An 18891-nucleotide genomic window follows, 5' to 3' on the forward strand; every position below is an offset into this window, starting at 1 on the left:
GAGGCGGGCGTGATCCGCACCCCCTCCTCCGGGAGAGGCGCCACGCCGACGATCGGGTGCGCCCCCGGGGACGGCGCGTCGGAAAACGGCCCTCGATCGAGTCATCACTCCATGCGGCATCAGGCCTGTGGAGGCGCCCGACCTGCGCCGACGATGTCAGTGATGATCAGGAACGGGCAGCATGCGTCGTGGCGTCGGGGCCGGGAGGTCCTCGACGACTACGACCTCGACCGCGTGCTCACGGAGGAGCTGGCGGACGACCTCGTCAACGAGCTCGCCTGCCTGCGCCCCCGGCGCGGGCGCCCCGCCTGTGCGGTGGGCGCACCGCTGCCCGCGCCGGCGCCGGTCCGCCGGCCCCGCCTGCAGGTGATCCGGGGCGGGCTCGCCGACTAGCGCTTCACCGCGGCGAGCACCAGGTAGTACAGCTCGTGGCCGGCCATCGAGAGTCGGTGACGGAAGGAGCGGCGCACCACGATCTCGGTGTCCGAGCGGGCCGCGATCATCGCCTCCACGTCGGACACGTCGTGGTCGTCGGGGGCGTCCTTGAGGGTGAGCGCCAGGACCGAACCCGCCGGGAACGCCGACCAGAGCTCGTCGAGGGCGTCCACCGGCACGTGCCCCTCGCCGACCGCCCCGGCGGCGACCAGCGCGTTCAGTCGCTCCTCGCCGACCAGTCGGGCGACCTCGGCGCTCTCCAGCCGCTCGCCGACCAGGTAGTGCGCGTACAGCCCCGGACGGTCGCGGTGCGCGGCGTCGCGGGCCTCCGGGATCCCGTCCGCGCCGACCACCACGGTGACGCCCCGCGCGCGCAGCTCCTCGCCGACGACCCCGTTGCCCGCCCCGAGGTCGAACGCGCGCAGGTCGGCCGCCGCGACGTCGAGCGCGGCGCCCGCCTCCACCGCGGCGTCGGCGACGGTCGCGGGCGAGGCGCACTCCAGCTGCCGCTGGACGACCTCCTCGTAGAGCCCCGGCACGTCGTAGACGGTCGCGTAGTCGTGCAGCGTCACCCGCTCGGTCCCGCCGTCGCGGTGGAGCAGGAACTGCTCCTCGCCCTGGCGGCGGCCGGGGGTGGGGTCGAGTTCGACGGTGAACGGAGCGGTCATGGCCTCATCGTGGCCGCCACCGCTCCCCGTGGCACGGCCGATGTGTCGTTGCTCCCCCGACCGTTTCCCGGCGGCGCGCGGGCGTCCACCCTGCAGACAGCGCCGCCGACGCCGCCCGCGCACGTCGTCCCACCGCCGATCCCTGCCGTGGACCACCCACCCGGGATCGCCGACGACAGGAGGCTCGCCATGAGCACGTCGTCCCCCGCCCACGCCCTGCTGCGGCCGGCGCAGTCCCGCGCCGCCGAGGTCCCGGCCCCCGACCGGGAGCACGCCGCGACCGTCGTCGCGGACCTGCTGCACCGCGAGTGCACCGAGTGGAGCTGGACCTCGCACCGCCCGGAAGCGCACCGGGCGGACGCCCGACGCATCGTCGGCGCCCTGTGCCGCGAGGGATGGGCGCCCGTCTCGTAGGGAGCGCTCGAGCTCTCGATGTCTCGCGACGAGACAGAACCCGGTAGGCTGATAGGCCGATCGGCGCAGGGTCGGACACGTTACGGGCGAGTCCCCCGGCGTCAGCGGGGAGGAACGTCGTGACTACCTGGGACATCGACGGCCGTCAGGTGCGGGAGTCGAGCCGGCGCTCCGGGGCCGTCTGGACCTGGCAGTCGCTGAGCGAGCAGCCCATCGACTACGAGATCGAATGGGTCCAGGAGAAGGACGTCTTCCTCTACGGCACCCGCGTGCGACCGGGCGGGTGGAACGTCTCACGCCTCGACGAGTCCGTGTGGAGCAACGACGGCACCCTCGAGGGCGCGCGGGAGATCGTCGAACGGCGCCTCCCGACGATGCCCCGGTAGCACGACGTCCCGACGACGGGTCCGGCGTCCGGACCCGTCGTCGGGAACGGGACCGCTAGGAGCCCCCGCCGAGCACGCCGGCCTCGCTGAGCTTCTTCATGACGGCGTTCGGGCCGTCGAACTGCTCCTTGTCGAGCCCGCGGAGGGACTCGACCAGCTGGTCGTCGGCGCCCTTCGACTTCGCGTGCTCGGCCAGCTCGTCCGGTCCCCCCGGGTAGTCGAAACCGCCGAGGGACTTCTGTACCTGCGTGACGTCGTAACCCATGGGCCGGGGATGGTCCACGGGGCGGACGGCCAATCGTGGAATCCTTCGTCCTCGTGCTGACGTGTCCCTGGTCGTGTGTCGTCTGGGATCTCGACGGCACGCTGCTCGAGCGTGGCTCCCCGACCCCGGTCCCGGGGGTCGAGGCCGTGCTCGCGGCCTGGTCCGCGGCCGGGGTGGAGATGGCCGTCGCGACCTCGGCCTCCACGGCCCTCGCCCGGCGGGTGGTGGACGAGCTCGGGTGGTCGGCCTGGTTCGGGCACGTCGCCGGCACGGGCCCCGGGGTCGCGGGCAAGGACGAGGTGCTCGTCGAGGCGCTGCTCGGGCTCGGCCGGGTCCTGCCCGGGGGCGCGGCCGGCGCCGCGATGATCGGGGACGCCCCCACCGACGTGGCGGCGGCCCGGCGGCACGGGCTGACCGCGGTCGGCGTGACGTGGAGCGGGACGCCGGCCGACGTGCTGGGCGGCGCGGACCTGATCTGGAGCCGCGTGCCGTCGTGACCGTCCCGACCGGCCGCTGGGTGGTCCACCTCGACCTCGACTCGTTCTTCGCCTCCGCCGAGCAGCTCACCCGGCCGACCCTGCGCGGCCGCCCGGTGCTCGTCGGGGGACTGGGCCCGCGCGGCATCGTGGCGGGCGCGTCGGGTGAGGCGAAGGCGTTCGGCGCGCGGTCGGCGATGCCCATGGCGCAGGCCCGCCGCGCGTGCCCGACGGCGGTCGCGCTGCCGCCGCGGACGGCGGTCTACCGGACGCTGTCGGAGTCGTTCTTCGCGGTCGTGCGCGCCGCCGCCCCGGTCCTCGAGCAGGTGGCCTACGACGAGACGTTCGCCGAACCCGCCGCGCTCGTGGGAGCGGGGGCCGACGAGGTGCGCGCCTGGGCCGAGGAGGTCCGCGCGCAGGTGCGGGAGGCGACGGGCCTGGCCGTGTCGGTGGGGGCGGGGTCGGGCAAGCAGGTCGCGAAGATCGCCTCGGGGCTGGCCAAGCCGGACGGCGTGCACGTCGTGGCGCACGGCGGGGAGCGGGCGCTGCTCGACCCGCTGCCGGTGCGCTCGCTGTGGGGCATCGGGCCGGTGGCCGAGACGGCGCTCGCGCGGGCCGGGGTCACGACGATCGCGGCGTTCGCGGCGATGCCGACCGCCGAGGTGACCGCCCTGCTGGGCTCCGCCGTCGGCTCGGCGCTGCACCGGCTCGCCCGCGGGATCGACGACCGCGCGGTGACCGAGCGCGGCGAGGCCAAGCAGGTCAGCGCGGAGACGACGTTCGACACCGACCTGTCCGACGTCGCCGCGGTGCGCCGCGCCGTCGCCGACCTCGCGGCCTCGGCCCACCGGCGGCTCGTGGCCTCGCAGCGGGCGGCGCGCACGGTGACGGTGAAGGTCCGCGGTGGGGACTTCGTGACCCACACCCGCTCCGAGACGTCCTCGGTCGCCTCGACCGACCTGCCGGCCCTCACGGGGGTGGCGCAGCGGCTCGCCGTCGACGCGCTGCCCGACGCCGGTGTGCGGCTCGTCGGGGTCTCCTACGCCGGCCTGACGACCGCGGTGCAGGGCACGTTGTTCGAGACGGGGGACGAGGCACCCGTGGCGCCCGCACCCGACGTCGGGACGGAGCTGGAGGAGGACCCGGCTCCGACGCCGGAGCGGGGGTGGCGCACCGGGGACGACGCCGCGCACCCCGAGCACGGGCACGGGTGGGTGCAGGGCGCCGGGCACGGCCGCGTCACGGTGCGGTTCGAGACGCGTTCGACCGGCCCGGGACGCGCGCGGACCTTCGCCGCGGACGACCCGGAGCTCACGCGGGCCGATCCGCTGGTGTCGTTGACCTGACATCGCGTGGCAGGAACGCGTCGTTGCTGCCACGCGGTGACAGCAACGACGCTTTCCTGCCACGGGGCGGGGCGCCCTCAGAGCAGCAGTTGCGATCGCGCGAGCTCGGCGTAGAGCGGGCTGGCGTCGAGCAGCTCGGTGTGCGTGCCGGTGGCGACCACCCGGCCGCCGTCGAGGACCACGATCTGGTCGCAGTCGACGACCGTGGAGAGCCGGTGCGCGACGATCAGCAGCGTCCGGTCGGCCGCGGCGGCGACGTCGATCGCCTCCTTGAGGGCCGCCTCGTTGCGGGCGTCGAGGCTCGCGGTGGGCTCGTCGAGCAGCATCAGCGACGGCTCGGCGAGCAGCGTGCGGGCGATGGCGAGGCGCTGGCGCTCGCCGCCCGAGAGCAGCACGCCGCCCTCGCCCACGGGCGCGTCCAGCCCGAGCGGGGACCGCGCGACGAGCCCGGAGAGGTTCACCGCCGCGAGGACCGCGAGCTGGTCGGTCTCGGGGGCGTCGGGGGCGGCGAGCACGAGGTTTCCCCGCAGCGTGCCGGCGAGTGCGGGGGACTCCTGCTCGACGTAGCCCAGCCGCGCCCGCAGCGCGTCGCGGGGCCGGTCGCGCACGTCGACCCCGTCGACGAGGACGGCCCCCGCGGTGACGTCGTAGAACCGCTCGACCAGGGCGAACACGGTCGACTTGCCGGCACCGGACGGGCCCACCAGCGCCGTGCGGGTGCCGCGCGGCACGGTGAACGACACCCCGCGCAGCACCGTGGTGCCGCCGGCGTAGCCGAAGTCGACGTCCCGCAGCTCCAGGGCCGGGGCGCTCGGGGCGGCGTCGGTGGCCGTCACGACGTCGCCCGCCGACTCGGCGGGCAGCGCGGCCACCTCCTCGATCCGCGCGAGCGCACCGAGGCCGGTCTGCAGCTGCGTCCAGGCCTGGGTGAGCCGCGCGAACGGCAGGACGAGCAGGAAGAGGTAGAGCACGAAGGAGACCAGCTCGCCGACGGTGAGCTCGCCGGCCGCGACCCGGGCGCCCCCGATCCCGAGCACGGCGATGAACGAGCCCTGGGTCGCGATCGTCACGGCGGGCGAGACGAGGGCCTGCAGGCGGGCCGCGCGCACGCCCACCGCGTACGCGTCGGTGGCCGCGCCGACCACGCCCACCGCCTCGCGGTCGGTGGCACCGCTCGCGCGGATCGTGCGGACCGCTCCGAGCGCACGCTCCACGGCCGCGGTCATCTCGCCCACCCGCGCCTGGGAGAGCGTCGAGAGCGCCCGCAGCCGCCGCGACGCCGCCCCGATCACCACGACGCCCGCCGCCACCGCGAGCAGCGTGACCCCGAGCAGCGTGAGGTCGACCAGCGCCATGGCGACGGCCGCGCCGATCACGACCACCACCGAGCTGCCCAGCTCGAACAGGCCCGACGTGACCACGGCGCGCAGCAGCGTCGTGTCCGACCCGATGCGGGAGATGAGGTCGCCGGTGCGGCGCGCGTCGTACTCCGGCACCGACAGGCGCAGCACGCGGTCGACGAGCGTCCGGCGCGTCGACAGCACCAGACCCTCGGCGGTGCGCTGGAGCAGGAACGACTGCACGGCCCCGACGAGCGCGCCGCCGAGCAGGACCGCCACGAGGACGACCGCCGACCCCAGCACCGGGCCGGCGCCCTGGACCGCGGCGATCACCCGCCCGACCAGCAGCGGCTGGGCGAGCGAGGTCCCCGCCGTGACCAGCGAGAGCACGGCGACGACGAGCAGGGTGCCGCGGTGCGGCCGCAGGTAGGGCCACAGCCGCCGCAGCCCCGTGTCGGGCGCGGTCAGCACACCACCCCGTCGAACGAGGCGCGGAGCTCGGACACGAACACGTCGGGCACCTCGAGCGACGCGAAGTGGCCGCCGCGCTCCAGGACGCTCCAGCGCCGGACGTCGGTGTAGCGCGCCTCGACCCAGGACCGCGGCATCTTCGCCATCTCCGCGGGGAAGATCGAGATCGCGGCCGGGACGGTCACCTCGGAGCGGCGGTCGACCTGGGCGTTCTCCCAGTACATCCGGGCCGAGGACGCGCCGGAGGCGCCGAACCAGTACACGGCCACGTTGTCGAGCAGGCGCCGACGGGCCACGGAGGCGAGGCCCCCGTCGGTCCACACCCCGAACTTCTCCGCGATCCACGCGAGCTGGCCGACCGGGGAGTCGACGAGCGCGTAGCCGAGGGTCTGCGGGCGGGTGCGCTGCTGGCCGGAGTAGCCGCTGCCGGTCTCCCGGAACTCGCGGGCCTGGGCCAGCCACCGCTGCTCGAGCTCGGGGAGGTCCTCGGTCCGGGCGCCCTCCGGCCGGTCGGCGAGCGGCATCGTCGTGTGCAGCATGGCGACGCGGTCGGGGTGCCGGACCCCGAGCGCCGTCGTGATCATGGCGCCCCAGTCGCCACCCTGGGCGAGGAAGCGGGGGTAACCCAGACGCGACATGAGGACGGCCCACGCATCCGCGACGTGGTCGATGCCCCACCCCGTGACGGTCGGCTTGTCGGAGAACCCGAAGCCCGGCAACGAGGGCGCGACCACGTGGAACGCCGGGCTCGCGGGGTCGTCGGGAGCCGTCAGCGGCCCCACGACGTCGAGGAACTCGACCACCGACCCGGGCCACCCGTGCGTGAGCAGAAGTGGCTGTGCGTCACGTCGTGGTGACTGTACGTGCAGGAAGTGGATGCCGAGCCCGTCGATCTCCGTCCGGTACTGGCCGAGCCCGTTCAGCTCGTCGGCCAGGGCGCCGATCTCGTGCTCCTCGAGCCACGTCCGGGCCAGCTCCGCCACGACCGTGGCGGGGATGCCCTGCGACCAGTCGGCCACCGGCTCCGGCTCGGCCAACCGTGCCCGGCGGAGGCGTTCGTGCAGGTCAGCGACCTGGTCGTCGGGGATGTCGAGCACGAACGGGGTGATCTCGTCGGGGGTCGTCGGTCGGGTCGACGACGGGTCGGCGGGGGTCGGCTCGGCGTCGGAGGGGGCCATGGGCGCGACGCTAACGGCCGAGGTCCGAACGCGCCGTGGGGAGGCATCCGTCCGGGTGTCACCCCGACACGCCGCCGGATGGAAGCTGTCCCCCGAAGGTGGCGTCTTCCGCCCACGCTGTCACACGGGCCGTCATCGTGGCGATGAACGGAGCGGAGGTGATCATCGTGCTGAACGAACGGCCCGCGGCACTGCTGGCGGCAGCGGCGGATCTGGACGAGTGCGACGGCTACGTGGTCCTGGTGTTCGACCCGGAGACCGGTGAGATGGACGCCCACGGCCCCTACGAGGGGGTCGCGGCGACACTCCGCGCCGAGGAACTGCGCAACAACTTCGACTCCGACGACCTGCGTGACGTCGTGGTGCGGGTGAGCAGGCTGCACCTGCCCGCGCCCATCCCGCAGCAGGCCTGGTGAGTTCGTCCGCCGCAGGGTAGATCCTGCGGCGTGACGACAGTGCGCGCTGCCGCGCTCGAGCTGTTCCGGGCGCACGGCATGACGACGGTCTTCGGGAACCCGGGCTCGACCGAGCTCCCGATGCTCCAGGACTTCCCCGACGACTTCACCTACGTCCTCGGGCTCCAGGAGGCCGTCGTCGTGGGGATGGCCGACGGGTACGCCCAGGCGACCGGTCGGCCGGCCCTGGTCAACCTGCACACCGCGCCCGGCGTCGGGAACGCGGTGGGCGCGCTGGTGAACGCGGCGGCGAACAGGACCCCGCTCGTGGTCACCGCGGGCCAGCAGGTGCGGCCGATGATGACGCTGGAGGCGATGCTCGCGAACCCGCGGGCCTCCGAGCTCCCGCGTCCCACCGTGAAGTACTCGGCGGAGCCGCCCCGGGCCCAGGACGTCGTCGCGACCCTGGCCCGGGCGATCCACCTCGCGACCACGCCGCCCACCGGCCCCGTGTTCGTGTCGATCCCGATGGACGACTGGGACGTCGAGCTCACCGGCGACGACCTCGAGGTGGCGCAGCGGGCGGCCCGACGCCGGGTCACGACGCCGCTCGCGCCCGCCGGTCTCGGCGCGATGGTCGCCGCGCTCGACGGCGCGTCGGCGCCCGCGCTGGTGGTCGGCGGCGAGATCGACTCCGGCGGCGGGTTCGACGACGCCGTGGCGCTGGCCGAACGGCTCGGCTGCGCGGTCTACGGGCCGCCCGCCGACGGCCGCGTCGGCTTCCCCGAGACCCACCCGCAGTTCCGGGGCGCCCTGCCGATGGCGATCGCCCCGGTCGCGCAGACCCTCGCGGCGCACGACGTCGTGCTCGTCCTCGGCACGGCCGTCTTCCGCTACTACCCCTACGTTCCCGGCGGGTTCCTGCCCGAGGGCACGACGCTGCTGCACGTGACGTCCGACCCCGACGAGGCCGCCCGCGCGCCGATGGGCGACGCGCTCGTGGCCTCCCCGGTCGCGGTCGTGCGATCGCTGCTCGAGCGCGTCGCGTCGTCGTCGCGGGTGCCCGCGGGCTCGGCGCCCTCGGCGGCGCCCGCGCAGGCCTCGGCCGTCCCGGGCACGCTGACCGCCGAGGCGGTGTTCGACGTCGTCGGCGCCGTGTGGCCGCAGGACGGCGTCGTCGTCGACGAGTCCCCGTCCAACCGGGGCGCCCTGCACGCGAGGCGCCCGGTCTCCCGGCCGTCCACGTCCTTCTTCACGACGTCGGGCGGGCTCGGCTTCGGGCTGCCCGCGGCGGTCGGCGTGGCGTTGGCCGACCGGTCCCGCCCCGTGCTCGCGGCGATCGGCGACGGGTCGATGCAGTACGCGATCCAGGCGCTGGGCTCCGCGGCGATGCTCGGTGTGCCGCTCACGGTGCTCGTCCTGGAGAACCGGGAGTACGCGATCCTCAAGTGGTTCGCCGCCCGGGAGAACACCCCGAAGGCGCCCGGGCTGGACCTGCCGCCGGTGGACTTCGTGTCGTTGGCCGCGGGCTACGGCGTCCCGGCGGAGTCGGTGTCGACCGCCGGGGACCTGCGCGCAGCCCTGGAGCGCGGGCGCGACTCCGACGGGCCGCGGTTGATCGCGGTGCCGGTCGGTCGGGCGGCCGGCTGAGCACCACCCGCGTGAGGGTTCCCCTCACGCGGGGACGGGTGGGCGCGCTTGACCTCAACTGTCGTCGAGGTCGCAGGCTAGCGACCGTGCTCACCCGGGATCGAGATGCCCCGCCCCGGCACCTCCGCGTAGCGTCGCGGCACGTGTCGACCCAGACGCAGCCCACCGGAATCCACGCCGGGCCGGCCGCCACTCCCGCCGTCGAGGTCGTCGACCTCGTGAAGCGCTACCCCAAGGCGAAGGTCAACGCCGTCGACGGCATCTCGTTCGCCGTCGCCCCCGGCGAGGTGTTCGGCCTCCTCGGTCCGAACGGCGCCGGCAAGACGACGACGATCGGCGTGCTCACCACCCGCGTCCGCAAGACCTCCGGCCACGCCGCCGTCACCGGCATCGACGTGGCCCGGGACCCGGTCGGTGCCCGCTCGGTGATCGGCGTCGTCCCGCAGCGCCCGAACCTCGACCGCAGCCTCGACGCCAAGGGCAATCTCGTCTGGCACGCGGCCTATCACGGCGTCCCACGGCCCCGGCGCGGTCCGCTGGCCGACGAGCTGCTCGAGCGCATGGGCCTGAGCGACAAGGCCGACACCAACCCCGACGAGCTCTCCGGCGGCCAGGCGCAGCGGCTGATCATCGCCCGCGGCCTGATGCACGACCCCCGGGTGCTCTTCCTCGACGAGCCGTCCACCGGGCTCGACCCGCAGGCGCGGCTGTTCGTCCACGACCGGGTCGCGGAGCTCGCCGCCAACGGCGTGACGATCGTGCTGACCACGCACGACATGGACGAGGCGGCCAAGCTCTCCGACCGGGTCGGGATCGTCGACCACGGCGAGCTGCTGAAGCTCGACACGCCCGCCAACCTCGTCGCGGGACTCTCCGGCTCCGCCACCGTCGACCTCGACGTCACGGGCCTCGACCCCGAGCAGCTGCGCCACCGGCTCGGCGCGGTCCGCGGCGTCGCGGGCGCCGAGGTCCTCGCGACGCCCGACGAGGGGCCCGCCCGCCTGCGCGTGCGCGTCGAGGGCGAGGCCGGTGCCGCCCTGCCCGGCCTGCTCGAGGAGGTCACGACGGCGGGTGGCCGGGTGTCCGACGTCGGGCTCGGCGAGCCCACGCTGGAGGACGTCTTCATCGACCTGACCGGGAGGGGACTGCGGTGACCGCCGTGACTGAGACCGAGCCGTTCCGCCGGGTGTCGCCGGGGCGGGCGTTCCTCGGCGTGCTGGGCCGCGACGTCGCGGTCACGGGCAAGGAGCTCGGCAGCTTCATCTCGCAGGTGCTCGTCCAGCCGTTCTTCCTGCTGTTCGTGTTCGGCAAGGTGCTCTCCGAGCTCGGCTACATCGCGCCCGGGTACGCCCAGCTGCTGCTGCCGGGGCTGCTCGCGCTCAACGCCTTCCTCGTCGCGGTCCAGGCCGTCGCGCTGCCGCTGGTGATCGACTTCAGCTACACGAAGGAGATCGAGGACCGGCTGCTCGCGCCGCTGTCGACGCAGATGGTCGCCGTGGAGAAGATCGTGTTCGGTGCGCTGCGCGGGCTGATCGGGTCCCTGGTGATGATCCCGGTCGGCTACCTCGTGCTCGACGAGGTCAGCTGGGACCTCTCCGGCCTGCCGCTCTCGGCGCTGCTGCTCGTCCTCGGTGCCCTCGCGGGCGGCGCGTCCGGCCTCGTGATCGGCACGCTGGTCAGCCCGCGGCGGATCAACATCGTGTTCGCCGTGGTGATCACGCCGCTGCTGTTCACCGGCTCGACGCAGTTCCCGTTCCTGCAGATCGGGTCGCTGCGCTGGTTCCAGGTGATCTGCGCGCTCAACCCGATCACGTACGTGGCGGAGGGGCTGCGCGGGGCGCTGACCCCGCAGATCCCGCACCTCCCGGCGTGGCTGTGCCTGGCGGCGCTGGTGTTCGCGTGCGTGCTGTTCGGGGCGATCGGGATCCGGGGCTTCGTCCGGCGCGCGCTGGACTGAGCCCGCTCCGCGTGCCGGCAGTGCGTCACTGCCGGCACTGGACGCCGGATTCGCCGCACCGTCGTGGGCCCGCGCGACGGTGCGGCTCTCCTGGCACCGGGTGCAAGCAGTGACGCATTGCCGGCACCGGGAGGTGCTCTCAGTCCGAGAGCCGGCCCGCGACCTGCGCGAGCCGCGTCCCCTGCACGCGCGCCGCGCCGAGCGCCTCGTCGTCGGGGGCCGCGGACTTCCGCGACACCCACGACGCGCCGTACGGGTTCCCCGACGACATCAGCGACGGGTCGGCGGCGTAGCCGAGGGGCATGATCAGCGTGCCCCAGTGGTAGAAGGTCATGTTCATCGCGACGGTGGTCGTCTCCAGGCCGCCGTGACCGGTCGAGGCCGAGGTGAACGAGGTCCCGACCTTGTTCGCGAGCTTGCCCTGCGCCCACAGCCCGCCGGTGGTGTCGAGGAACGACTTGAGCTGCTCGGCGGCGCCGCCGAAGCGCGTCGGGCTGCCGAGGGCGATCCCGTCGGCCCACTCGAGGTCGTCGAGCGAGGCGACGGTGTCGTAGGGGTTGTCGTCCACCCAGGCCTTCCAGCGGCGGTTGGCCTCGATCGCCTCGCGCGGCGCGCGCTCGGCCACCGGGCGGACGCGGACCTCCGCGCCCTCGCCGCGCGCCCCCTCGGCGAGCGCCTCGGCGAGGGCGGCCACGTTGCCGGTGGCGGAGTAGAAGACGACGGCGATGTTGGCCACGGGTCCTCCTGTCGACGGGGATGTCGTGATCACTCTCTCGCGCGCGCCCACGCGCGGCACACTGGACCGGTGGCGGCGGAGGACCCGACGACGGGTGCGCGGGAGGCGGTGGCCGACCCGCCCGCCGGGACGCTGCGCGGGCTGGTGCTGCTCCACCGGCGCATCTCCGGGCTCGCGGCGGCCGACGACGGGCCGGTGGCGGTGACGCGGCTGCTCGCCGAGCGGCTCGGCGCGGTCGCCGCCGTGGTGTCGGCCGACCCGACGCGCACCGTCCTCGCCGCCTCGGCGCCCGGTGTGGACGAGCCCCGCGCCGCGGCGGTGCTGCGCGCGGAGATCGCGGAACCGCGCTGGGTGCGGGTGCTCGAGGCGGCCGGTCGGGGTGGCCGGGCGATGCGGGTCCCCGGCCACGGCACGTGGGTGCGGGTGGTGGTCCCCGTCGAGGTCGCGGGCGAGACCGCGGCGTTCCTGGTGGCCGAGGAGGACCCCGCCGATCGCGCGCGCCCGGCGGCGCTCGACGGCAGCGCCGCCGACGACGTCCTGCTGCTCGCGGCCGAGCACGCGGCGACGATCGTCGGGGTGCTGCTGGGCCGCGAGCGGGTGCTCGCCGCGGCCGCCGGCCAGGTCCGCGACGACCTGCTCTCCGGGCTCCTGCTCGGCCGCGCCCGCTCGGCCGGCGAGGCGGCCCAGTGGGCCGAGCACCTCGGCCTCGACGTCCCCGGCGCCCGCGTCCTCGTCGTCGTTCCCGACGACGGGCGTGCGCCGGCGGGGCTGCTGGCCACGGCCCGCGACCGGCTGGGCCGCCTGCTCCCGGACGTGCTCGCCGTGCTGCGCGACAACGAGCTCGTCGCGGTCGTCGGGGAGGACGTGGACCCCGCCGACCTCGCCGCGCGGCTCGCGTCGGGGCTCGTCCGCGGCGGCGGCCCGTGGCCGGTGACGGTCGGGCTCGGGCGCGCGGTCGGCGACCTCGCGGGGCTCGCCGCCTCCTACGACCAGGCGCGCCGCACGGTCGAGGCCGCCCGCCGGCTGGGCCGCGAGGGCCGCCTCGTGCGCTTCGAGGACCTCGGGGTGCACCGGCTGCTGCTGCAGGTCCCCGACCCGGAGGACGCCCGCGCCTTCGCCCGCGAGGTGCTCGGGCGGCTCGCGGACGACCGCTCGGAACGCGCGGGCGAGCTCGTCCGCACGCTGGCGCGCTACTTCCGCGAGGACGGCAGCCCGCAGCGCACCGCGAAGGCGCTCTCGGTGCACCCGAACACGATCGGCTACCGGCTGCGGCGCGCCGAGGAGCTCTCCGGGCTCACCCTCGACCACTACTCCGACCGGCTCGCCGCGCAGGTCGCCCTGGAGATCCTCGGCCACATGGACGGGGCCGTCGACGGGACCGGGGACCGATGACGATCGCCGACGCCCTCGCCGCCGGGACCCTGCTCGGCGACGGCGCGATGGGCACGCTCGCGCAGGCCACCGGGGTCCGCGCCGAGGGCGCGGTCAGCGAGCTCGTGCTGCTCGCCCCCGAGCTCGTCGGGGCGCTGCACCGGCGCTACCTCGACGCGGGCGCCGACGTGATCCAGACCCACACCTACGGCGCGAGCCGGGTCCGCCTGGCCCGCCACGGGCTGGCGCGGCAGGTGCACGAGATCAACGTCGTCGCCGCGCGCCTCGCCCGCGAGGCGCGGGACGACGCGGAGCGGCCGGCGTTCGTCGCCGGGTCCGTGTCGCCCGCGACGTCGCCGCGCCTCGCCGGGCCGGTCGACCCCGCCGCCGTCCGCAGCGCGCTGCGCGAGCAGGCCGCCGCGCTCGCCGAGGGCGGGGTGGACGTCCTGGTGTGCGAGACGTTCGCGCACGCCGACGAGCTGGCGGAGGCGGTCGAGGCGGTCCGGGAGGCGACCGACCTGCCGGTGATCGCCCAGGCGACGTTCGTCGAGGAGGACGGCGGGCCGGTGACGACCCTGGGGGAGAGCCCCGAGCACGTCGCACGGGTGGTGGGCGCGCTCCGGCCGGTGGCGCTGGGGTCGAACTGCACGCTCGGGCCGCAGGGGCTGCTCGCGGTGGTCCGGCGCCTGGCCGCCGCGGTGCCCGACGGGGTCCCGGTCACCGCCCTGCCCAACGCCGGTCTGCCGCACGTCGTGTCCGACCGCAGCGTGCGCTTCGCCTCCGACGCGTCCCACTTCGGGCGGTACGCCGCTCGTTACGCCGCCGCCGGCGCCCGGTTGGTCGGCGGGTGCTGCGGCACGACCCCGGCGCATGTGGCCGCGGCCGCCGCGGAGCTCGCCCGCGGCCCGGTCGTCGACGAGCCGCCGGTGGCGCTGCGCCCGGGTGCGGTGGTCGGGCGCGGCGCGGCTCCGTCGCCCTCCCCGGGTGGCAGCGACGCCTTCCTGCCACGCAGTCCGGGGCCGGGTCCGGGGCCGGGTCCGGCGCCGGGGGAGGGACCGGGGCGCGGCGCGATCGCCCGCTGGCTCGACACGTCCCGGCGGGCGCCGCTGCTCGTCGCCGAGGTCACCGGCCCGGGCACCGACGACCTCGACGCGCACGTCGCCCGCGGTCGGGTCGCGCTGGCCGCGGGGGCGGAGGCACTGTGGGCCGGCCGCGAGCGCACGCGACGCCGCCGCTCGACGACGGCCGGCGTGGCCGCGGGTCTGCACGAGCTGCTCGACACCGACGTCGCGCTGACGGTCACCAGCTGGAACACCAGCCGGATGGCGTTGCAGGCCGACCTGCTCGGGCTCGACGCGCTCGGGCTGCACACGATCGTCACCGAGACCGGCAACCCGCCGGTGCACGCCGACCGGGCCGTCCGCGACGGGGTGTGGGAGGTGGACGCGGTGGGCCTGGTCGGGCTCGCCGCCTCCCTCGCGGCGGGTGTCGACACGGACGGCGCGCGGGTGACGCCGTCGCCGTTCCGCGTGGGCGTGCGGGTCACCCCCGGCACCGACGACCTGGAGCGCGAGATGCACCGGGTGCGGCTCAAGGTGCGGGCGGGCGCGGAGTTCCTCGTGACGCGCCCGGTCTACGAGCTGGACCGCCTGCGCCGGGTGCTGGGCGGGGTCGGGGTGCGGGTCCCCGTGCTGCTCTCGCTCGCCCCGCTGTCGGGGTTCGCCGAGGCCGAGCACCTGCGCCACGAGGTCCCCGACGTGGTCCTGCCCGACGCCGTCCTCGCGCGGATGCGGGCGGCCGGCGAGGACGCCGCGCCGGGCCTCGACCTCGCGGCCGACCTCGCCGCCGAGGCCCTGGCGGAGGGGCTGGTCGACGGCGTCGTCGTGCGCCGCCCCGGGCCGCCCGCCCTGCTCGCCGAGGCGGTGTCCCGCCTCGGCGCCGTGCTCACGGCCGGAGCACGCGCCCCTCGCGCGCGCTGACGTCGAGCCGCACGACGGTGCCGTCGGCCGGGACGACCTCCCCGCGGTCGGTCTCGACGCCGTCGGTGAACACCGTGCTCATCACGCACGGGATGCCGAACTCGCGGGACAGGATCCCGAGGTGCGAGGTGGGCATGCCCTGCAGGGTGATCAGCCCCTTGATCCCGGAGGCGAGCGCCGGGGCCATGAACGTGGTCGTCCCGCCGCGGGAGATCGCGATGACGTCGGCGATGTCGCCCGACCCGACGAGGTCGAGGACGGCGTCGGGGGAGTCGAGCCAGCGCACCGGGCCCTCGACGACGGTTCCGGCGGTGTAGGCCGACGTCCCGCGGCCGATCTCGGTGTCGCTCATGCGGACCTCCGGTAGTTCTCGATGACGGGTGCGAGCTCGGCCGGGGTGGACGCGTGCATGATCACGCCGTCCACGCCCAGGTCGAACTGGGCGGCGACGGCCTCCGCGCACCGCGCGGGGCTGCCGGTGGCGGCGGGCGCCAACCAGTCCTCCGGCAGGACCGTCGCGATGTGCTCGATCTCCTCGCGGGTGGCGACGATGTCGGCCCACCCGCCGAGCCCGGACACCACCGGGTCGGTGCGGAAGCGCTCCAGGTCGGCCGGGTCCCAGTCGTTGGTGCGGACCATGAGGTCGCCGTAGACCTGCAGGTAGGTCGCGAGGCGGGCCACGGTGCGCTTGAGGCGGACCTCCTCGGGGAGGTGGTCGGGCACCGTCGCGAAGCACGACCAGACCGCGACCGACGCCGGGTCGCGTCCGGCGCGCTCGGCCGCCTCCCGCACCGTGCGCACGCAGCGGACCGTGGTCTCGTCGGTGAAGAAGGTGTGCAGCACGACGGCGTCGGCCGCCCGGCCCGCCAGCGCCAGGGTCTGCGGCCCGAACGCGGTGAGGGCGATCGGGATGTCCTCGTCGAACGTCGGGTCGAGCTTCAGGGCGGGCCAGTGGCCGGCGGGCCCGTCGTGGTCGACGACTCTCTCCCCGCGCCAGAGCCGGCGCATGAGCCCGATGAAGTCCTCGAGCTGCGCGGTCGTCACCGGCGGCAGACCGAAGGCCTTCAGCTGCGGCGCGAGCCCGCGGCCCAGCCCGAGCGTGAACCGGCCCTCGGTGAGCCGGTGCATCGTCGTGGCCCAGGCGGCCGTGACCGCGGGGTGGCGGGTGTTGTGGTTGGTGGCCGCCGTCGCCACCCGCAGGTCCGTCGTGACCGCGCCCATCGCCCCGGAGAGCGACGCGGCCTCCTTGACGGAGAAGCGCTCGGAGAGGAAGGCCGTGCCGAACCCCAGGTCCTCGCCGAGGCGGACCTCGTCGAACATCTCCCGCGGCGAGGTCGGCTGGCCGCCGAGGGTGTAGAAGCCGAGCTCGGGGTGCCTCACGGTGCCGCCACCGGGTCCTGTCCGTGCACCGGGACGAAGCCGTCGCCGGCGATCAGGACGCGGGGCAGCAGCTCGGCGGCCGTGCCCGCGTCGGTCAGCAGGGGCCACGAGCGCTGCGCGAGCTCCCCGAGCGACTCCCGGGTCGGGAGCCGCAGGCCGAGCTCGGTCAGCGTGGTCTCGTCGGCGAGGCCCGCGAGCCGCAGGAAGGGCAGGACGAAGTCGAGGACGTACATCTGCACGCCCGCACTGATCAGCTCCTCGCGGGACATGCGGGCGTAGCGGGCGTACAGCCCCGCGTTCCGGGTCCGGGCCTCCCGGGTGATCGAGGCCAGCTCCTCCTCGCCGAGCAGGCGGACGTCGGGGGAGTCCCACCGGTCGCGGGCGTAGACGGCCGACCCGACGAGGTGGGGCAGGTAGTCGCCCGGCTCCGCGAAGGTGGTCGACAGGTCGTTGACCGTGAACCGCATCCCCTCCGGCGGGCGGAAGAACAGCGCCTGGGTGACCGCGTGCGGGAGGCCGACCGAGGCGTCGAACCAGGGATAGGCCTCGTCGTGCAGGAAGTGGTCCCGGACGATCAGCACCGTGCCGTCCGGCTGCGGGTACGGCCCGGAGTCGCCGAGGCCGAGCCGGTTGTCCAGGTGCAGCAGGAACGCGAAGAGCTGCGTCATCGCGTTGAACGAGCGCCGCGCCGGCGCGGCGTCGGAGTCGGAGTCGAACCAGGTCACCTCGACGCGGAATCGCTCGAGCCACCCCGACCCGGCGAGCAGCGGGGCCGCGTAGCCGCGCCCGGTGGCGAACATCGGCCCCTCGTCGCCCCACATCCCGCGGTAGAGGCGGCGGGGGAACTGGAGGGCCTGCGCGAGTTCGGGTCCGCGGTCGGACGGGGAGGCGAGGCCGAGCCCGGTGGCGAAGCCGCGCCCGGTCAGGACCGGCATGCAGCAGCACCAGGCGTGCAGGAGGTTGACCTTGGTGCCGATCTCGCGGCGGGCCGTCGCGCCGAGCTCGACGACCCCGTCCGCGCCGATGCGGTCGGTGATGCGGGCGAAGACGCCGGGGTAGGCGTCGTACTGCTGGACGCCCGCGATCGTCTCGTACTCCTGACGCGGGATCAGGCCGGACTCGCCCTCGGTCGCGCGGCTGCCGAGCATGTCCCAGACGTTCCAGCCGCCGTAGGCGATGAGCTCGTCGAGGTCGCCGTCGGCGAGCGCGGACGGGGCGAGCGAGCCGTCGGACAGGGTGAGGACGTCCCCGCGCAGCACCCCGGCCACGGCGTCGTGGCCGGCGGACCCGGCGGGGAAGCGGGTGCGGTAGTGGGCCAGCAGGTCGGCGAACGCGGCGCTCACCGGCCACTCCGTCCGCGGGTCGCGGCGATGCCGCCCCAGTCGTGCGCGGCGGCGCAGTTCCGTTCGAGCAGGGCGAGGATCAGCGTGTTGACCTGCTCGACGTCGGGCAGCACGGCGATCGCCGCGGTCGTGATCATGAGCCCCGACAGGACCTGCGTGCGGTAGTCCTCGAACGCCTCCTCGGCGGAGTAGCCGGGGGCGATCGCGGCGAACTGCGCCAGGTAGTCGGAGATGAGCCGGCGCTCGTGGGTGCGCCGCAGGTCGGCGTCGATGCTGCCGGAGAGGAAGTACCCGACGTCGTACATGGGGTTGCGCAGCCCGGTGACCTGCCAGTCGATCAGCACGGCCCCGGTCCCGCCGTCGACGGGCTCGAAGAGGACGTTGTCCACCCGCGGGTCGCCGTGGGTGAGGGTGAGCCGCGTCTGGGGCAGCAGGTGCCAGTCGTGCGCGATCTCGCCGGCGGCCGCGACGACGTCGAGGTCGGCCCGCGGCAGGCGGTCGCGGAACCGGTCGGTGATGATCGCCGCGCCGCGGCGGATCGTCGGGCTCCAGTAGTCCGCGGCCTCCGTCATGCGGATCGGCCACGCCGGCGCGGTCGCCGGGTCCTGCGGCGTGAACGTCGCGTGCAGCCGGGCGAGCTGGGTCAGCACCGCGGCGGCCTCGTCGACGCCGCAGCCCGCGACCTGGTTGCCGGGCGTGGCCGCGGTGAGGTCCTCGATGACGAGGTTGATGTTGGTCTCGTCGCCGTCGACGTGGAACAGGTGCGGGATCCGTGCCGCGTGCCGCTCGGTGATCGCGCGGTACCCGCCGATCTCCCGGTGGTAGGCGCCGCTGCCGAGCCCGTGCTGGTGCACCTCCGGCGAGCGCGGCCGGAACTTCGCGACGACCGCGTCCGGCGCCCCGTCCGGCCGGGTGCCGTACTCCAGCGTGAGGTGGACGGTGTCGCTGACGTTGCCCGCGCCGATCGGGCGGGCGGTGACCCCGGTGACGACGACGCCCGGGAGGCGGGCCGCGAGCGCGGCGGAGAGCCACGCGGGGTCGATCTCGTCGGTGGTGTCGAGCACCGGGACGGCGGGGGAGCTGGTGATGCTCATGGCGCGC

At 75.3% G+C, this 18891-nt stretch carries 20 protein-coding genes; 11 read left to right on the forward strand and 9 right to left on the reverse strand.

Annotation, left to right across the window (positions count from 1 at the left end; translation table 11 throughout):
* The first annotated feature begins 162 nt into the window (after window positions 1-162).
* Window positions 163-393, forward strand: coding sequence for a hypothetical protein (locus LN037_RS16390; RefSeq protein WP_230754459.1), 231 nt, complete (start codon window positions 163-165; stop codon window positions 391-393).
* Here LN037_RS16390 and LN037_RS16395 read toward each other — a convergent pair.
* The gene (locus tag LN037_RS16395; RefSeq protein WP_230754461.1) at window positions 390-1103 is read right to left on the reverse strand and encodes a class I SAM-dependent methyltransferase; all 714 of its coding nucleotides are present in this window, start codon (window positions 1101-1103) and stop codon (window positions 390-392) included. The genes LN037_RS16390 and LN037_RS16395 overlap by 4 nt on opposite strands.
* 189 nt (window positions 1104-1292) lie before the next feature.
* On the opposite strand from LN037_RS16395, the gene LN037_RS16400 reads away from it, so the two are divergent.
* Together LN037_RS16400 and LN037_RS16405 are read left to right on the forward strand one after the other, a co-directional pair.
* Window positions 1293-1517, forward strand: a complete 225-nt coding sequence (locus LN037_RS16400) for a hypothetical protein (protein WP_230754463.1) — start codon at window positions 1293-1295, stop codon at window positions 1515-1517.
* 119 nt (window positions 1518-1636) lie between these two features.
* On the forward strand, window positions 1637-1903 hold the full coding sequence (locus tag LN037_RS16405) for a hypothetical protein (protein ID WP_230754465.1): 267 nt from the start codon (window positions 1637-1639) through the stop codon (window positions 1901-1903).
* 55 nt (window positions 1904-1958) lie between these two features.
* Here the strand turns inward: LN037_RS16405 and LN037_RS16410 are convergent, their stop codons facing one another.
* Complete coding sequence (locus tag LN037_RS16410) at window positions 1959-2168, reverse strand: DUF2795 domain-containing protein (protein WP_230754467.1); 210 nt, start codon at window positions 2166-2168, stop codon at window positions 1959-1961.
* Window positions 2169-2203: 35 nt separating this feature from the next.
* Between LN037_RS16410 and LN037_RS16415 the strand changes: the two genes are divergently transcribed.
* Together LN037_RS16415 and LN037_RS16420 are read left to right on the forward strand one after the other, a co-directional pair.
* On the forward strand, window positions 2204-2665 hold the full coding sequence (locus LN037_RS16415; RefSeq protein ID WP_230754469.1) for an HAD family hydrolase: 462 nt from the start codon (window positions 2204-2206) through the stop codon (window positions 2663-2665).
* A complete protein-coding gene (locus LN037_RS16420; protein WP_230754471.1) occupies window positions 2662-3990 on the forward strand; it encodes a DNA polymerase IV in 1329 nt (442 codons plus the stop codon). Before LN037_RS16415 ends, LN037_RS16420 begins: the two co-directional genes overlap by 4 nt.
* Window positions 3991-4067: 77 nt before the next feature.
* Here LN037_RS16420 and LN037_RS16425 read toward each other — a convergent pair whose 3' ends face one another.
* Together LN037_RS16425 and LN037_RS16430 are read right to left on the reverse strand one after the other, a co-directional pair.
* Window positions 4068-5801, reverse strand: coding sequence for an ABC transporter ATP-binding protein (locus LN037_RS16425; RefSeq protein ID WP_230754473.1), 1734 nt, complete (start codon window positions 5799-5801; stop codon window positions 4068-4070).
* Window positions 5795-6979: an epoxide hydrolase family protein gene (locus LN037_RS16430; protein ID WP_230754475.1), complete on the reverse strand. Its 1185-nt coding sequence runs from the start codon at window positions 6977-6979 to the stop codon at window positions 5795-5797. The genes LN037_RS16425 and LN037_RS16430 overlap by 7 nt, the downstream gene beginning before the upstream one ends.
* Window positions 6980-7122: 143 nt before the next feature.
* Between LN037_RS16430 and LN037_RS16435 the strand changes: the two genes are divergently transcribed.
* The 4 genes from LN037_RS16435 to LN037_RS16450 all read left to right on the forward strand — a co-directional run bounded on the left by LN037_RS16435 (window position 7123) and on the right by LN037_RS16450 (window position 10981).
* Window positions 7123-7395 (forward strand): hypothetical protein, encoded by a 273-nt coding sequence (locus LN037_RS16435; protein ID WP_230754477.1) that lies wholly within the window; start codon window positions 7123-7125, stop codon window positions 7393-7395.
* Window positions 7396-7425: 30 nt separating this feature from the next.
* Entirely contained in the window at window positions 7426-9024 is a 1599-nt protein-coding gene (gene mdlC / locus LN037_RS16440; protein WP_230754478.1) for a benzoylformate decarboxylase, read from the forward strand.
* 143 nt (window positions 9025-9167) lie between these two features.
* On the forward strand, window positions 9168-10178 hold the full coding sequence (locus LN037_RS16445) for an ABC transporter ATP-binding protein (RefSeq protein ID WP_230754480.1): 1011 nt from the start codon (window positions 9168-9170) through the stop codon (window positions 10176-10178).
* On the forward strand, window positions 10175-10981 hold the full coding sequence (locus tag LN037_RS16450; protein ID WP_372460470.1) for an ABC transporter permease: 807 nt from the start codon (window positions 10175-10177) through the stop codon (window positions 10979-10981). The genes LN037_RS16445 and LN037_RS16450 overlap by 4 nt, the downstream gene beginning before the upstream one ends.
* A 139-nt stretch (window positions 10982-11120) precedes the next feature.
* On the opposite strand, the gene wrbA is transcribed toward LN037_RS16450, so the two are convergent.
* Entirely contained in the window at window positions 11121-11717 is a 597-nt protein-coding gene (gene wrbA, locus LN037_RS16455; protein WP_230754482.1) for an NAD(P)H:quinone oxidoreductase, read from the reverse strand.
* Between the two features lie 69 nt (window positions 11718-11786).
* Between wrbA and LN037_RS16460 the strand changes: the two genes are divergently transcribed.
* Window positions 11787-13109, forward strand: coding sequence for a helix-turn-helix domain-containing protein (locus LN037_RS16460; RefSeq protein ID WP_230754483.1), 1323 nt, complete (start codon window positions 11787-11789; stop codon window positions 13107-13109).
* Entirely contained in the window at window positions 13106-15067 is a 1962-nt protein-coding gene (locus LN037_RS16465) for a homocysteine S-methyltransferase family protein (protein ID WP_230754485.1), read from the forward strand. The genes LN037_RS16460 and LN037_RS16465 overlap by 4 nt, the downstream gene beginning before the upstream one ends.
* Here the strand turns inward: LN037_RS16465 and LN037_RS16470 are convergent.
* From LN037_RS16470 to LN037_RS16485, 4 genes are read right to left on the reverse strand one after another with little or no spacing between them, the layout of a single operon-like run.
* Window positions 15033-15419, reverse strand: a complete 387-nt coding sequence (locus LN037_RS16470) for a PEP-utilizing enzyme (RefSeq protein WP_230754487.1) — start codon at window positions 15417-15419, stop codon at window positions 15033-15035. The two genes, LN037_RS16465 and LN037_RS16470, sit on opposite strands and share 35 nt — an antisense overlap.
* A complete protein-coding gene (locus LN037_RS16475) occupies window positions 15416-16447 on the reverse strand; it encodes a TIGR03857 family LLM class F420-dependent oxidoreductase (protein ID WP_230754489.1) in 1032 nt (343 codons plus the stop codon). The genes LN037_RS16470 and LN037_RS16475 overlap by 4 nt, the downstream gene beginning before the upstream one ends.
* Window positions 16444-17790, reverse strand: a complete 1347-nt coding sequence (locus tag LN037_RS33685) for a hypothetical protein (RefSeq protein ID WP_230754492.1) — start codon at window positions 17788-17790, stop codon at window positions 16444-16446. The genes LN037_RS16475 and LN037_RS33685 overlap by 4 nt, the downstream gene beginning before the upstream one ends.
* A complete protein-coding gene (locus tag LN037_RS16485) occupies window positions 17787-18884 on the reverse strand; it encodes a phosphotransferase family protein (protein WP_230754493.1) in 1098 nt (365 codons plus the stop codon). The genes LN037_RS33685 and LN037_RS16485 overlap by 4 nt, the downstream gene beginning before the upstream one ends.
* Between the last annotated feature and the right edge of the window lie 7 nt (window positions 18885-18891).

It is taken from the genome of Actinomycetospora soli, assembly GCF_021026295.1.
Classification (GTDB): domain Bacteria; phylum Actinomycetota; class Actinomycetes; order Mycobacteriales; family Pseudonocardiaceae; genus Actinomycetospora; species Actinomycetospora soli.